We start from the raw sequence: 13,957 nt of genomic DNA, 5'->3' as shown, positions 1-13,957 counted from the left end.
CCCGAGGGTGACTGCGACGGATTGTATTGAAATTGGCGATTTCCTCCGACAAGCTGCACGATTCGGTTTGTCCGAGAAATTACCACCGCATTCGAGATGATTTGTCTGTTTTTCCGGCACTAGCGGCGAAGCGCGCCATGCAGTTATCAAAACGGCTGGGAATTCGTCCTGCATCTTCGGCACACTCCTTGCGGCGAATTGCGTTTCGGACCAACAGCGATCCGACCCATCGAATTGGTTCGGAGGGGAAATAGCCTCGGGGGCCGCCAACAAAGCCGCAACGACTCCATTCGTCATCCGCATTTAAGCAAAGGGATGCGAGGATCTTGCCACCCAGCCACGACTGGGTGACGCCGTTGCCGGAATAACCGAAGCCGTAGTGGATGTTCGGATGACCGTCGAGATTTCCGAAGAAGGGAAAGCCGGTTGTTGAGCGGTCAGAACCGCCGTTCCAGCTTTGTTCCAGCTTGACCGATTTGAGTTTCGGATAGAAACGTTCGATCGCCTGCTTGATTTGATCTTCGTATCCACTCGGTGAAAAAAAAGAAGGAATCATTTTTGATCCATAAGCGAACGTATTACCGCCTTTTCCCAACATTAATCTGCCATCGCTGGTGGTGTGAAGGTAGTGAACGAATAACCGAGAGTCGCAGATGGTGGCCCCGTGGCTGAGATTCAACTCATCCAGAAGCTCGGGAATTGGCTCCGTAATGCCCATGTCGGATGATACAACAAGGATGCTACGCTCGAACTGTTTGAACTGGCTTGCCATCCAGGCGTTGATCGCCACCACCACCTTGTCGCTCGAGATGGATCCGTTGGGTGTGACGACTCGTGGCCGATCCGTTTTTTCGATGCGGTTCATCGGGCTGTGCTCGTAAATTTGAATGCCTTGTTCGCGAGCAACTCTGGCCATTCCTCGTACGAGCAGTGCGGGTTGGACACTACCAGCTTTCGGTGAAAAGAGCCCTTCCTGTATGCCGTCGGTGGCAGCAAGCGTTTTGGCCGCTTCCAGCGAAAGCTTTTTCCAGGAATTAATGCCGGCTTGTTCCAGAGCCTGCATGACCGCATCGCTAACGCCGACCTGGGCCTGATTGGTGGCGACGTAGAGAGATCCGTCAATACGAAGATCACATGAAATCTTGTGTGTTTTGACGAAGTGTTGGATTTGATCGACGGCCTCTTCGGAGGCAATCACAAGTCGATGCGCTTCTTTCTCGCCATAGTATTTGCAGAGAGAGAGGTATTTGGTTGCCAAGGTGAGAACGCAGCCGCCGTTGCAGCCAGAGGCGCCATAGCCACATTGTTTTTGTTCGATCACGGCGATTGTAAGCTCCGGATTTCGTGCTTTCAGATCGAGTGCGGTCCAGAGTCCGGTATAGCCTCCCCCGATAATGCACACATCGACATCGATTTGTTTAGCAAGCGGTTCCGTTGCCGGGTTGCCTTCAGCGATTAGTGCCTTTTCAAACCAGTAGGGGCGAAATTGTTTCATTGACAGCCTGTTCCTTCGAGGCGCATTTATCTTGATGTTACTGGAGATGTTGGCGTTGCTGTGCCGATCGGCTACGACAAAACAGGCAGACGGCAACCTTTCTTGATTGTTGTTCGATGGGAGCAGAATACCAATGACTAATATTCATCGGTCGGATGAACATTCTTGTCGATCTGCGATTCCCACTTGCCTAGTAATGGTTTGAATTTAACAGCCATGTGGCAGGTTCGGTATCCTAGTGTGGAGCATCTCATTAATGCATCACTTGAGAGGTAAGACGAAGGCTCAATCATGATTTAAATGAAGCTCACGACATTGCTTCTGTGTTTCCGCCTTTGTCGGCAGGTGAATGTAAATGCCATGATAGCACTGGCGGCGATCTGTTTTGAGTGATTGCTGGAGACGATTGGCTTTGAGAGAGGAAAATTTCGGATAAACGTAGGAGTCGTCGAGTTTGCCGGTCGAAGAAGATTGAACAATTATGCCCTCCTCTCAGTTAAGAATAAGGGGAATAGCCCAATGGTGAATCGATTCTTGGCTCTCTGCTTGGCGGTCTTCTGCCTGGGATTTCCTTCTTCTTCACGCGGATTAGAAGGCTCACCGTGTCTGAATGTTCAAGGAACGTGTGAGGCTGGCTGTGATCTTTGCTGCGCACCGAAACCCGTATGCGGCGATGACTGGGTTGCGATTGAATTCATGAGTGGTTGGCTCAAGGATGGTCCGGTTCCCCTACCACTGGTCACAAGCGGGTCCTTGGCCGATCCACTGCCCGCTGCGATCGGCCAGCCCGGTACGCAAGTCCTGTTTGGTGACCAACAGGTCGACTTCGGAAATTTTTCAGGCCTTCGAGCTTCGTTGGGCACTTGGTTGGATCGATGCCGAAATGTGGGTTTGGAGGCAACCGGTTTCCTCATGGAAGACCGGACCTCCATTTTTTCGACCGACAACTTTACTGATCCGGACCTTGTCGTGACCTTGCCCATTCAACTGCCCACCGGTGAAGAGACATCCGTGTTTGCCCTTGTAAATAGGGAGCCGGGAACACCGTTGCCATCGACGAGAATTCGAACATTATCTTCCAGCCAGTTGTGGGGTGCGGAGCTAAATGCAGTTTTTGAGCAGGCAGGTTGCGGATGTCGAAATGTGGAAGGGTTGGTAGGTTTTCGGCATGTCAATTTGAATGAATCTTTGGGGATTCTCGTTGATCTGACGCGGCCTGTTGGTGGGGGAACGGCGATGACCTCTGGCCATGACTATTTCGAGGCTCAGTCGCGGTTTTACGGCGCTCAAGTTGGCATGCGTTTGACTCAACGATGTGGTCGCGCGTTATTAGGCGTGAGTGGCAAGATGGCGCTCGGTGCGAATGTAGATGTTGTAAAGGTCGCGGGAAGTCGAACCCAGATGAATCCGGGGCAGGCACCCGTGACGACGGCAGGTTTTGTTTTTGCAGAACCAACCAATATCGGTCACGTATCGAAGACTCGTTTTTCGGTGGCACCGGAGATCAAGCTAACGTGTGCCTATGATCTAACACCTCGACTTACCGCACAGATTGGCTACGAAGTGCTCTACTGGAGTCAGGTTGTTCGGCCGGGAAATCAAATTGATCGAGTGGTCAATCCGACGCAGCGAGGCGGTGGAGAATTGGTGGGCGAAGCGCGTCCAGCACCAAGGTTTGAAACGAGTGAACTGTTTTTCCAGACCCTGACATGTGGCTTGCGATATGACTTCTAACGGTCCTGGAGCTGTTTGCTTGAATAATGTGTATCGGGTCGAAACTGGGGGCAATGGATTTTGCTATTGGGTATCGCACCATTGGAGTGCCAGTAATGGCAGCGCGGTGCCGCTATAGGTGATGAAATGCGGCCCATCGGTATTCAGGGAGCGAGTCCACCAACGACCCGATTCACGTTGGTTGTTCTGAAGCCAAGTGATCCCGCGTTGAATACGGGCGTCTTGGACGGGTAACCCCGATTCCCGCAATGCGATAATCGCCAGGCCGGTCATGTGACCGTCACTTTCGGGATTTGAAAAGTTCGATTCTGAGCGAAGTTTTTCGGCCCGATTCCCTTGTCCCCAAGCTTCCGGAGCTGCCATCGTGCGTAGGGACCAGCCTCCGTCCTCGCGTTGATGGCGTGTCAGCATATCGATCAAATCGGTTTTTCTCGCGTCGTCAATCAAACCCGGCATTCGTGCGGCCGACCACAGTAACAACGTTCGGCCGTAATCATGGGGCGGCGTGGACTGGAGGTAAGATTTTAGCTGTGCCACGTTCTTGAGCATCTGTTCATTATTTGTTTCGGTCACTTTCGTTTCCCATCCGGGCGCGGAGCTTATGGCCATGGCAGCCACCGTCGCCAAGTGGTAAGCGTCTGATTCATAAGGGGGCCAGCAATCCACAGCACCCCAGGAACCATGTTCACGCTGTAAAGCGAACATGAGGTCGATTGCCTGTTCGGTTTCTGGCGAGAGTTGTTTGGTGACGTGTGCATCCCACTCTGCCAAGCCGGCCGCCAAGTAGATTAATTGAGCAGGGTGGACACCCTCGTCGAGTTTTGTTTTGTCTGTGGTCGCGAATGTTTTCAGTTCGGATAGGAAAAACTCGCGCGTCGTCTCCTGTGGCTTTCCCAACGTGGGCGAAAGGGCTGGGCGAACGAACATGTAAGTCGCGTTCGTGTGGCAGCTGATACACTTATGTTGTTTGCTCCAAGCAACTGTTGCGTCTTCGAGGTATTGATGAGCCAGATGGGTTGAAACGGTCGTTCGTTTTGGCTCTGCCTCCGATGCGGTCGGAATTGAAATATCACCATGTTGGTATTGTGGCGGCGTGGCTTGGGGTTGTTCGTCGGGGGGCGATTTGGCGCCCTGCCCTATCCAATCTTGTAGCATCTCGATCTGAGGCGGCGTGAGCGGATCGCCTTTCGGTGGCATTCGTTGGGTTGGCTCATCGGACGAAATCCGTTCAATGAGTAGGCTCGTTATCGGATCGCTGCTGTTCAGTGCCCCGCCGCTGTCACCGCCTTTCCGGATGAATGTACCCGTATCCAATCGCAAGCCGGCTTCCTGCTTTAACGCCCCGTGGCAGGTATAGCACCGTTCGGTTAACAACGGTTTGACTTGGCTTTCGTAATCAACTGGATCGGCGTGACCCGATGACGATAAGAGCCCGATGAGAAGAAGCAAGACGCCCGTGTTGGCCGCTCGCGCGCTGATGAAGGCAAAAGACATAATCATTTTCCTATCGGGTTTTAAGCGGCTTGCTAATCGTTTTCTTGGCGGTGCTGAACGCAACTCGCGACCCAACCCCACCTCGGATTATATCGCCTCGATGGACGCACTTCAGCTACGGTCGGTGGAGTGACACGAGCGGTAGTCGAAGTTGATTACCCACTCCGTGGGTGTATTTTCGAGGCAAAAAAGGGGGTCTGGGCAGGTCGAGCAGAAGATGAGCCCTGGTGGAAGCCAGAATTAGCCCGACTTTTTTTCAGATAGGGGATGCAAAATTGACGAATGTGCTGCCTCCGATAAAGGTGAAATCACAAAGCGATGGGAGTCGCCGTCGGGAACGCTTACGCGTAGCGTTGGCCTGTAACAGGTCTCCATTTTTTGTCATGCACTCCAGTGCCAAATGTTCTGCCCTTGATGGAGATGACGTAAAAGTTTGCTGGGGTCAGCTGGGGCAACGTGAGAAAAGTGAAAGATTGGTTGGAGATAGCCTTGATGCGGATGGCGGTGTGACGGTTGTGTGTTACGTTTTTCGACTCATTTGTGATGCTGCAAGTTAGGAAGCGGGCGTAAGCGTTGTGCGGAGTGAGGATTGAGGAAGCTGCATTGGGGTGGCTCTGAACCGTCAAGGGAAATTCTTCACGATAAAATCCGCGTATTCGATCGCTATCAAATCGTTGGTCGTTATAAAAACATGAGAGTTCGAAATGATGGGAATTACGGTATCCGACTGCGGCAAGAATGTGGCTCGCTCGATTGGACCTGAGTTGCAGTCGGCGATTCTCGATACAGAGGATTGTGACCAAGGCAATTCTGTCTCCAGGCTTCTTTACGATTATGAGGCTGTGCAACTGGAACAAGCCAGCTTTTTAAACAAGGTGCGTTTTACGGCATCGCCGAGCGGCATTGTTTATCGAGAGAGGTACGAAGCGCCGGTTTATCATCTCGGAACCTTGCGAGGAGATTTCATCGCTTTCGCGTTGCGATCTGCATAGAGGGCAGTCGCTGGTGGGGGGATTTACAAGTTGCAAACGATGTCGTTTGTGCCAGCTCAGGTCAGGAGATACAGAACTACTTGGAGCCGGGATGTGAGCAAATTGTGTTGGTTGCGGATCGGGAGCCCGTTCGCCAAGCAGGGTTCCGTCATGGAGTTGAGCTTGACATGTTCAACCGAAGGCAGCATCGATTGCGATGTGAACCTGCCTTGATTCAAGGCATTGCGAGGCGGCTTTCAGCGCTGTTGCCAGCTGATGGAAAGGAAACGCTGCCGATCAACTCTCGCAAATTCAACTCATTGGTGCTCGCCGAAGTGTTGCTGCTGTTAGAAAATGCTACCTGCCGTCGGGATATTTGATTCCTTTGCTGAGCCGCCGTTGATTTCGGAAGTCTCCGGTCAATTACATATGAGCAGGCGGAAGCTGGAGATTGCCTTCAAAGAAATCACATCGGTTTCTCCACGGAAGTTTTTCCATAATCGAAAGATGACCAGGGTTTATCAATCGTTGTTGAAGGCAGGCCCTCGCGAGTGCTCGGTAACGAGGTTGGCCGATCAAGCAGAGTTTTTGGAGCTGGGGCGGTTTGCCGTGCAGTATCGCCGTTTGTTTGGTGAAAAGCCGAGCGACACGCTTCGCCGGCGAAATCCAGAAACTAGCTGGCAAGTTGGATTCCAGCCCTTGCCTGCCTGTTCAAGCGACGCTGTGGGGAATTCTAACGATCCCTAACAGCGTGCGGTTTTATCACGCACCGGTCGTCTTTTTCGATACGTTCAGTCGAGTTGGACTACCGTGGTTTCAATCTTTCCGTTGAATTCAAACGGCTTTTTGTCGAAGTAGGCCTCGGAGACGGGTGAAAGCGTATCACTGCCGATGTCGAAATTGTCATTGGCGGTAAAGGTCAGAGTCCCTGTGCGTTTCACCGTGTCCTGAGCAACGACCTTGTCATTAATCTTGATGGTGACCTGCATCGGTGCCCCGGGCTGTTCAGCTTGCATTCGGGAAGTGACGGTGATCGTTGATTTGCCCTTCGGAATGGGTTGCTCGGCAGTGATTCGTGTTCGTTCGATTTCAAAGAGGTTGTACTCGTAAACGAGTCGGTTATCGCTGGCAAAAAGGGTCAGCCCTCCAGAAAAACCACCGACTGCGTAGAGAACACCTTCGGCATCGCCCGGATTGTCAATCGACATGGTGACCGTGTTATCGCGAAAGCCGATTCGCGGCATGGGGAACTCGGGTTCGCCCGTCATCTTGCCATAGAAGAGCATCTCTGTGACGCCTACGCCCGGTTGATCGCCCGGGTGAAGCAAGCGATAAAGCCCACCGCCGATGGGAAGGTTCTTGTTCTTGGCCGATTCGGTCAGGAACAACGCTTTAAGCTCGTCGAGCTTTTTCGGATGAGCTGAGGCCAGATCAGTCGACTGCGACCAATCTTCGGTTAAGTTGTAGAGTTCCCACTTGTCCTCGGTGGGGTTCCATTTGGAGATATCAACCGCGCCTTGTGCCCATGGCACACGGGGTCCGACTTGACTGGCCATCCAGCCATCTGCGTAAATGGCCCGACTGCCCATGATATCGAAGAATTGCACGTCCTTGTGTGCTTCGGCGTTTGCATCAAATAAGCTGTCTGCAAAGCTCTTTCCGTCAATCGGATCTTGAGTGAATCCATTGACAACGTGAGGATGTTTAATGTCAAGGAGATCGTAGAGCGTTGGGACGATGTCATTCACGTGAGTGAACTGTTCTCGAAGGGGGCCCGGTTTGATTTTTTTCGGCCAAGAGATTGCCATCGGTTGTCGGGTTCCACCCAGGTAGCTGGCCAGTAGCTTCATTCCTTGGTAGGGTGAGCTGCCCGCCCATGACCAACCAGCGTGATACATGTTGTCTGTTTTGGGCCCGCCTAATACTTCAAGGCCGCCCAGTTCATCAAGGACACGGATGTGGTCTGCAACTTTGGTGGTGACCTGGTTTTGAGCAAGCAACTCCGAGATGGTACCAAGTTGTCCTTCGGCACTGGAGCCGTTGTCTCCCCAGATATAGAACACCAAAGTGTTCTCGAGATCGCCGTTGCGTTCTAGCTCGTCCAGGATTAAACCGGCCTGAGCGTCAACGTGTTCTGCAAACCCGGCAGCCACCTCCATCAGCCTCGACTGAAAAGCTCTTTCATTAGCGGGAATCTCCTCCCAGCTCTGTAAGCCCTCTGGTCGAGGCGTTAATTTTGCGGTCTGAGGAATCCAGCCCTTCTTGCGAGCACCTTCGAACGCTTTTTCGCGATAGGCATCCCAGCCATCGTCGAATTTACCTTTGTAGCGATCGGCGAACGCTTTGGGCACTTGATGTGGACCGTGGATAGCTCCTGGTGCCCAATATAGAAAAAACGGCTGATTCGGTTTTAGAGTCTTTTGCCTGCGGATCCAGTCGACAGCATCTTCTGCAAGGTCCTTCGATAAATGGTAGCCGTTAGGATCGAGAAAGCCATTTTCCCGTTCGATCGTGGGATCGACCAAGGTGGTGTTTCGAACGAGCCTCGGTTCCCATTGCGAGGATTCACCTGCTAGGAATCCATAGAAGTATTCGAAGCCGATGCCTGTTGGCCAGTTGTCATACGGACCTGCGGATGTGATTTCGTCTGGCGCTGTATTGTGCCATTTGCCAAATGCGGCCGTGCAGTAGCCGTAGTGGCGAAGGACCTCTGGGCCCAGTGCAGAGCTTCGCGGAATGGTTCCGTAAAAACCATCCCAGTCGTTTCTCAATTCGCTAATTTGCCCGTTTGCGATCCGCGTGTGATTTCGACCGGTGAGCAGGCTTGCACGTGTGGGCGAGCACATGGCCGTCGAGTGAAAGCGATTGTAGCTGATGCCTTGGTTGGCGATTCGGGTCAGGTTCGGGGTATGCACCATGCCACCATAGGTGTCCGGTAAAGCTGCGCCCGCGTCATCGATCAGGATGATCAGGATGTTGGGAGCGTCCGGAGCAACTCGTAGTACCGATTCGTCACGCCACTTATGCTTGGAATCCGCCATGGTCACACCAGCTTCACTGGCGCTTGGCGTTGGAGGAAACGGAAGCGTATCCTGCGCCGTTCCCGGACTGCGAAAAAAGAGAGTGGCAAGAATGATGACAGCAAAGCGAATGTGTTTTTGATGGAGCATGATTTTGTCAAAAGCGGGGAATGCACTTGCTCGAACGATCCAGGGCGCGTGCGGGGGATTGGAATAAATCGAGTGGGCGATCGATCAGAGTCGACTTACGGGGGAATGCCACCCGAGTGGGCTGTATAAGGCCATAAAATCATACATTCTAACTCAGCGTTTGCTATGCAATTTGCGCAAAAACGACAGTCGGATTCAACAAAAAACGGATGTGATATTGATGAGCCGGCGATTTGGCGGGCCGTAGAGACGGGACAGGCCAAATTTGGACGGATTCAACCGTCAGCGTGCCTCGGGGGCAGCCGAGCAGGCTTGACAAAAGGAAGAAAGAGTACCCCTCAACCAGGGAGTTAGCAGCAACGGTTCCCTCGACTGGGGGAACGCTGATCGCTCGCACGTGAATGGGCTTTGAGGTCTGTCCTGAAACGCGGCGTTGGTAAAGGTTGCTGAAATTTCCCCGCCAGGTGTGGGCTATGGCTGGTGCAGCGGCTTGAGGGAGTCACTGGACACGTAAGCGACGATGCCGTCATTTGATTGAACCAATGAGTAGCTGCCAGATACTTTTAGCAGTTTGATTCGTGTTCCCGGTGGGAACTTGCCATCGGCTGGGCGTCCCTGTTGGGGGCCTGTCGTGTAGTAATGCGTCTCAACCTGGATCAGGTGAGCGGCGCTTGATGGCGGAGAAGGATCGCTTGGTAGCTGCATGATGGTATAGATCCGCCACTCGCTGTCGATCTTTCGGTAGAAATAAACACCACGTCCATTGTAAATGGGTTGGTAAGAGCTGTTAAAACGTTGGTAGCTTGTTTCGAGCAGGCAGACGTCTTCAGCGAGCCGTCGGAAATGATGATTTCGGAGCAAGCTGTATTTGTATCCGTCCTGAACCTTACTGCGAATGTCACGATATTTGTCAAGAAAGGATTTGCGAGTCTCGAGGATATCGGCTTTTCCTGATGAGTCGATCATCGTTACCGGCAGCGCGAAATGATCGGCGATCTGATTGTAATCCGCGTACTCAAACGCTTTGGAGTATTGTTTCCAATTTTGGACAATGCTTTGTTCCAGTGACTCTGCCTCTCGGTCCTTAAGATCGATTTGCAAATTTGCAGCTTGTTGGTTGGCAGTTGGCCCACCGTCGTTTTGTGCCACGCTAATCGCGACTATCAACGCGTTGTGAAAGGCGATCGTGGCGATCGCTAAGCGAGTAAGGTTCATTACTTTCTCCTAATGTGAGAAAAGTTTTGCCTTTCGAGAAGGTCGGCTAGGGCAACTCGAAATGGTTTTCGAACAAGTCCGCAATGTACACCGGTGACTACGACAGCTCTAGAGAAAACCGCTGCCATCTTCCACCAACTGGCTTTGGTTTGCTGAGGTGTCGATCACCGACGTGCTTGGGAAATAGCGAAGAATGCAGGTAGGGGCAGGTCTTGCTCAGTAAATGTGAGCTGGCGAATCCTTGTTTGTTTCGCGACGTTTTCGCTGGAAGCCAATTCCCAGCGGGTTTCTCGCCGATGTGGATTCAAACGCCTACGGTCAAACCCAAAGATCGACGATTGCGTCTCACGGAAGAGACGGTTTTTCCGACCGGGGCGAACAGGCTGGTGCTGATGCAGTGGTTGCTTACAATGCAGCGATTGCCTATGACCTGCATCTTGCTCATTCCACCCACTGTCAGTTGTTTTCTCGCCCATGAAAGATTCTCCGATGCTGTTTTATCGATTTGTCCTTTTGGCCTCGGTCGGCTTCTTGACGCTTCTGACAAGTCAGCAAGCCAATGCGAGCGTGATCGTGTTTTTCGATGATTTCGAAGACGGCGAGATCCTAACCGTTGAGCCGGTCATCAGTGGTAGCGACATCGGCGACTCTTGGGACAACTCCATGCCGGGGGGGTAGACGTAGTCGTTAACCCCGTCAAATCGGGAAACTTGTCGAACCAGGTTTACTATGCATTCACGTGGGGCTCCATGGACGGAAACTTCACCAACGGGATCTCCTTTGATGGCGCGACCATCTCGATGGATTTCTTTCTTGCGCCCGGAGCCCCCGGGGGCAGAAGAATCGATTTTGGGATGCAGATAGCAGCCGCAGGCTCTCCCGCTGAAGCAGTAGACGGCGCGAACTTCTCTCCCTTTGCCATAAAGGTTAGACACGACGGCCAAGTCCATAACTCGTCAGGGGTAGCTAACGGCTTCCCTAATGACGCCTTCAGTGACTTCAGTCACTTTGGTTCTGATGTCTGGCAGAACGCCACTGCGAGCTTCTCCTTCGTCGGGCCTAATGCTGATAACCCATCGTCGGCGGACGATTGGCGTGTTGACTTGACCTTCACCAATCTGGTCACCAACGCGATCCTCTCAGATACTCAAACCGTTGTACTGAATGCGGACGTGAAAAATCAAGAATTCACCCAAATATACGTTCGGCGTGCTAATACGGGCGATGGCTACGCGGACAACATCCGGGTAACGACGACTGTCGTCCCCGAACCAGCCAGCATCGCCATTTGGTTGCTGATGGGATTGGGCTTGGGGCTTGGCTGGCTTCGGCATAACACGCCGACGTAGACGACGGTAGGCAACCAGAACCACACCAACCCCGCTGGCTTCGGCTAGCGGGGTTTTTCATAGGTCAGTTCGCCCGCCGAGACTCACGAAAAAAAATGCTTACGATTGCACAATCCCCCTTTCAGTAAATGCTAGACCAGACATGTTTTTCTATTCAATCCGTTCTGATTTGCTTGAGTCAACGGTTGTTCTGTCGGGGGGGCGCATGGGGTAACTGGGTTCGTTACATTTGATGACTCTCGCGGTGTTGAATCCCAGTTTTGAAAGGTGTGAAAGTGAAGAATTTATTTGCTATCGGGTTCATGTTAGTTGTGGTCTGCAGTTGTCCAGCAGTTGGGGAAGAGACGACTCGTGCTGACTATGAGCGGTTTTGCCAGGGGCACGTTGGACGTTGGGCAGGTGAGATTTCATCTGTCATTAATCAGTCGATAATCGGCGCCCCAGGCGAAACATATGCGGGATATTGGGAAGGAAGCATGACCGAGGATGGCAATGCTTTCGCGATGAGATTTATGGGGCCCAAAACCTCGAATCGAGGTCTCTGTTATTTTGACCCGGCTGGCAAAAAGATTTGCATCACAAGTGTCAACTCGGAAGGTGTAATCAATCAGCATCAAGTTCGTCGTCACGGAGATCATTGGATGCGATTGACGCAATTCACGGCCGCCGATGGGACTCGAGGTGAAATGGAGTCGGTCATCACAATGGATGGCAATACGATCACTGTTGTCATCAACGGCGAATTGGGGGACAGAGTGATCGAGAATCAGAAAAATATCTGGCATCGGGTCAGCAAATAGCGCTCGTATTTGCTAATCCTGAGGTGATTCCAACTCGTGGAGTTTAACGGGACGATCTGTTTCGCAGACGCAGGCTCCTGATCACTCAGCTGCAGATTGCCTCTGTTCGGGGAGTCGAAGTCGTGAGTTGCTCGCAAATTTATTCGCGCATCAACTCGCCTTTCAACGAAATACCTCCAAAGGGGCCATAGGTGCCTGAGCCCCATTTGACCCGTTGGTATTGAACTACCTGTTTGATTTGAGTGGCGAGATCGCTACTCAAAACGCTTTTACCAAGCAGGTGACCATCTTGACGGATCGAGATCGATCGATGGTTGATGATAAATTCGAATTGGGTCGCACCGTGGGTCCATTGTGTCGGTACCGAGAGATGGCCTGGCATCGTGGCGCGATACACTTTCCCATACGATTTCCATTGATCGGCGGTCAGGAACGGGTATTGATCGGGTTTCCATTCGTGCGGTGCCTTGGCGGATGTTGAAACAAAAAGATTCGGTCCATTCGTTATGAGGCTGGTGACGCGTTGGCCCCAGAGATTTTGAGGAGTGTTGCTGGCATTTTCGATATCATAGGGGTGAATAATCTGGGCGTTGCGTTTCGGGTGGGTAAACATTCGTCTCAGAAAGCCCCATTTGCGTCCTGACGGGTTGTACCGCCAGAGTTCGCCCCAGGGCCAAACGCCAACAAAGAGTTCTCCGCCGTATATGGTGGTTGTTTGTGCTTCGCGCGCCTGAGCTGAAACGCCAGCCAGAACCGGTGGCCAGCCAGGTTGATCGGTGATTTGTTTTCCGTCGTATGCGAAGACACGTCCCGTTGGATATTGGCCCATCACTAATCGATTATCAAATCCCAACGTCGAATAGAGTTGATAGCTCTCACTCAGTCGCGGCTTGAGAATCATTCGCCACTTCCCATTCTCAAAGACGTAGAAGCCGCCAATGTTTGATCCTGTCACGATTTGTCGATTGAGTTGGCCCCAAGCAAATGTGGTTTCCCCAACGATGGGAAGTTGTAAGACGATGGCCCGGGAAAGGTCGACGTTGGATTCTTCCGGTGTCCAAGGGCATGCGAAGAGGCGGCTAGATCCGTCTTGATCATTCTGGTAGATGCGATACGGCTTGTTTTGTCGGTTGACGTGGTAGAAGCATAAATGGCCATGCGCGTAAAAAAATAATTGGTAGCGGCCATTTTCAGGAGGCGATAGGATCGTGTGGCCATTCCAGAGCACCTTGCTGTCACCGAATGTCAGGGTTCCGTTCCCGACTCGCATTGACTCGTGCGTGCCTCCGAGGGCATTCACCGAGGTCCACTGGGATGCAACTGCATTCCATGATTTGAGGCCTCCCTCTGTTGAATAGACGGTGCCGTCACGATGAAACAGATAGGCTCCGGTGAGGTTCTTCGTGGGTCGCGGTAATTCCTCGACAGTTAGCTGCCGTGAGTTAGCTCTCGGCCGAACAAAAAAATGTAAAGCGTGACGATCTGCCCGATAGCGCGTATTGTAAGCGTTTTGGAATCCTGCTCCGATGGTCAGCGAACCATTTTCGCTTGTGGCTTCGAACAGCGACCCAAAACATTGTCCGAGATCTTTTCCGCGGTCGAGCGTGATGGTGATTTGTGTTTTTAGCTTGCTATCAGAGCTCGTCTCGGCGGGGACGCTTAACGCGACGCCAAGCACGAGGGTGGGGATGCTGGCGAAAAGTAAGAGTCGTCGATACCACATCAATGC

At 52.3% G+C, this 13,957-nt stretch carries 12 protein-coding genes; 7 read left to right on the top strand and 5 right to left on the bottom strand.

The window, feature by feature from the left end; genetic code table 11:
- Window positions 1–79: 79 nt before the first annotated feature.
- Entirely contained in the window at window positions 80–1,495 is a 1,416-nt protein-coding gene (locus tag P8N76_24050; protein MDG2384763.1) for an FAD-dependent oxidoreductase, read from the bottom strand.
- A 519-nt stretch (window positions 1,496–2,014) separates the two neighbouring features.
- Between P8N76_24050 and P8N76_24045 the strand changes: the two genes are divergently transcribed.
- Window positions 2,015–3,229 (top strand): BBP7 family outer membrane beta-barrel protein, encoded by a 1,215-nt coding sequence (locus tag P8N76_24045; GenBank protein MDG2384762.1) that lies wholly within the window; start codon window positions 2,015–2,017, stop codon window positions 3,227–3,229.
- 63 nt (window positions 3,230–3,292) lie between these two features.
- On the opposite strand, the gene P8N76_24040 is transcribed toward P8N76_24045, so the two are convergent.
- Window positions 3,293–4,723, bottom strand: coding sequence for a hypothetical protein (locus tag P8N76_24040; protein ID MDG2384761.1), 1,431 nt, complete (start codon window positions 4,721–4,723; stop codon window positions 3,293–3,295).
- Window positions 4,724–5,427: 704 nt separating this feature from the next.
- Between P8N76_24040 and P8N76_24035 the strand changes: the two genes are divergently transcribed.
- A complete protein-coding gene (locus P8N76_24035) occupies window positions 5,428–5,715 on the top strand; it encodes a hypothetical protein (GenBank protein MDG2384760.1) in 288 nt (95 codons plus the stop codon).
- A gap of 167 nt (window positions 5,716–5,882) precedes the next feature.
- Entirely contained in the window at window positions 5,883–6,074 is a 192-nt protein-coding gene (locus tag P8N76_24030; GenBank protein MDG2384759.1) for a hypothetical protein, read from the top strand.
- Window positions 6,075–6,485: 411 nt separating this feature from the next.
- Here the strand turns inward: P8N76_24030 and P8N76_24025 are convergent, their stop codons facing one another.
- Both P8N76_24025 and P8N76_24020 read right to left on the bottom strand, forming a co-directional pair.
- Window positions 6,486–8,864 carry an arylsulfatase gene (locus P8N76_24025; protein ID MDG2384758.1) on the bottom strand — a complete coding sequence of 793 codons (2,379 nt, stop codon included), beginning with the start codon at window positions 8,862–8,864 and terminating at the stop codon, window positions 6,486–6,488.
- Between the two features lie 471 nt (window positions 8,865–9,335).
- The gene (locus tag P8N76_24020) at window positions 9,336–10,079 is read right to left on the bottom strand and encodes an SH3 domain-containing protein (GenBank protein MDG2384757.1); all 744 of its coding nucleotides are present in this window, start codon (window positions 10,077–10,079) and stop codon (window positions 9,336–9,338) included.
- Between the two features lie 241 nt (window positions 10,080–10,320).
- Between P8N76_24020 and P8N76_24015 the strand changes: the two genes are divergently transcribed.
- The 4 genes from P8N76_24015 to P8N76_24000 all read left to right on the top strand — a co-directional run bounded on the left by P8N76_24015 (window position 10,321) and on the right by P8N76_24000 (window position 12,228).
- Window positions 10,321–10,557, top strand: coding sequence for a hypothetical protein (locus P8N76_24015; protein ID MDG2384756.1), 237 nt, complete (start codon window positions 10,321–10,323; stop codon window positions 10,555–10,557).
- A gap of 11 nt (window positions 10,558–10,568) precedes the next feature.
- Window positions 10,569–10,757 carry a hypothetical protein gene (locus P8N76_24010; protein MDG2384755.1) on the top strand — a complete coding sequence of 63 codons (189 nt, stop codon included), beginning with the start codon at window positions 10,569–10,571 and terminating at the stop codon, window positions 10,755–10,757.
- A 71-nt stretch (window positions 10,758–10,828) separates the two neighbouring features.
- Window positions 10,829–11,428, top strand: a complete 600-nt coding sequence (locus tag P8N76_24005; protein MDG2384754.1) for a hypothetical protein — start codon at window positions 10,829–10,831, stop codon at window positions 11,426–11,428.
- 275 nt (window positions 11,429–11,703) lie between these two features.
- Entirely contained in the window at window positions 11,704–12,228 is a 525-nt protein-coding gene (locus tag P8N76_24000; GenBank protein MDG2384753.1) for a hypothetical protein, read from the top strand.
- A 139-nt stretch (window positions 12,229–12,367) separates the two neighbouring features.
- Here the strand turns inward: P8N76_24000 and P8N76_23995 are convergent, their stop codons facing one another.
- Entirely contained in the window at window positions 12,368–13,951 is a 1,584-nt protein-coding gene (locus tag P8N76_23995; GenBank protein MDG2384752.1) for a hypothetical protein, read from the bottom strand.
- Window positions 13,952–13,957: the final 6 nt, after the last annotated feature.

The sequence above is a fragment of the Pirellulaceae bacterium genome (assembly GCA_029243025.1).
In the GTDB taxonomy this organism is placed as follows: Bacteria; Planctomycetota; Planctomycetia; order Pirellulales; family Pirellulaceae.
The sequence above is the reverse complement of the archived record's forward strand: the minus strand, read 5'-3'. Positions and strand labels throughout refer to the sequence as shown.

Coding starts and splice junctions, on each gene's coding strand:
- P8N76_24010 (MDG2384755.1), top strand. CDS start 10,569: ATGCTGTTTTATCGATTTGTCCTTTTGGCCTCGGTCGGCTTCTTGACG.
- P8N76_23995 (MDG2384752.1), bottom strand. CDS start 13,951: ATGTGGTATCGACGACTCTTACTTTTCGCCAGCATCCCCACCCTCGTG.
- P8N76_24020 (MDG2384757.1), bottom strand. CDS start 10,079: ATGAACCTTACTCGCTTAGCGATCGCCACGATCGCCTTTCACAACGCG.
- P8N76_24045 (MDG2384762.1), top strand. CDS start 2,015: ATGGTGAATCGATTCTTGGCTCTCTGCTTGGCGGTCTTCTGCCTGGGA.
- P8N76_24025 (MDG2384758.1), bottom strand. CDS start 8,864: ATGCTCCATCAAAAACACATTCGCTTTGCTGTCATCATTCTTGCCACT.
- P8N76_24050 (MDG2384763.1), bottom strand. CDS start 1,495: ATGAAACAATTTCGCCCCTACTGGTTTGAAAAGGCACTAATCGCTGAA.
- P8N76_24005 (MDG2384754.1), top strand. CDS start 10,829: ATGGACGGAAACTTCACCAACGGGATCTCCTTTGATGGCGCGACCATC.
- P8N76_24030 (MDG2384759.1), top strand. CDS start 5,883: ATGTTCAACCGAAGGCAGCATCGATTGCGATGTGAACCTGCCTTGATT.
- P8N76_24035 (MDG2384760.1), top strand. CDS start 5,428: ATGATGGGAATTACGGTATCCGACTGCGGCAAGAATGTGGCTCGCTCG.
- P8N76_24040 (MDG2384761.1), bottom strand. CDS start 4,723: ATGTCTTTTGCCTTCATCAGCGCGCGAGCGGCCAACACGGGCGTCTTG.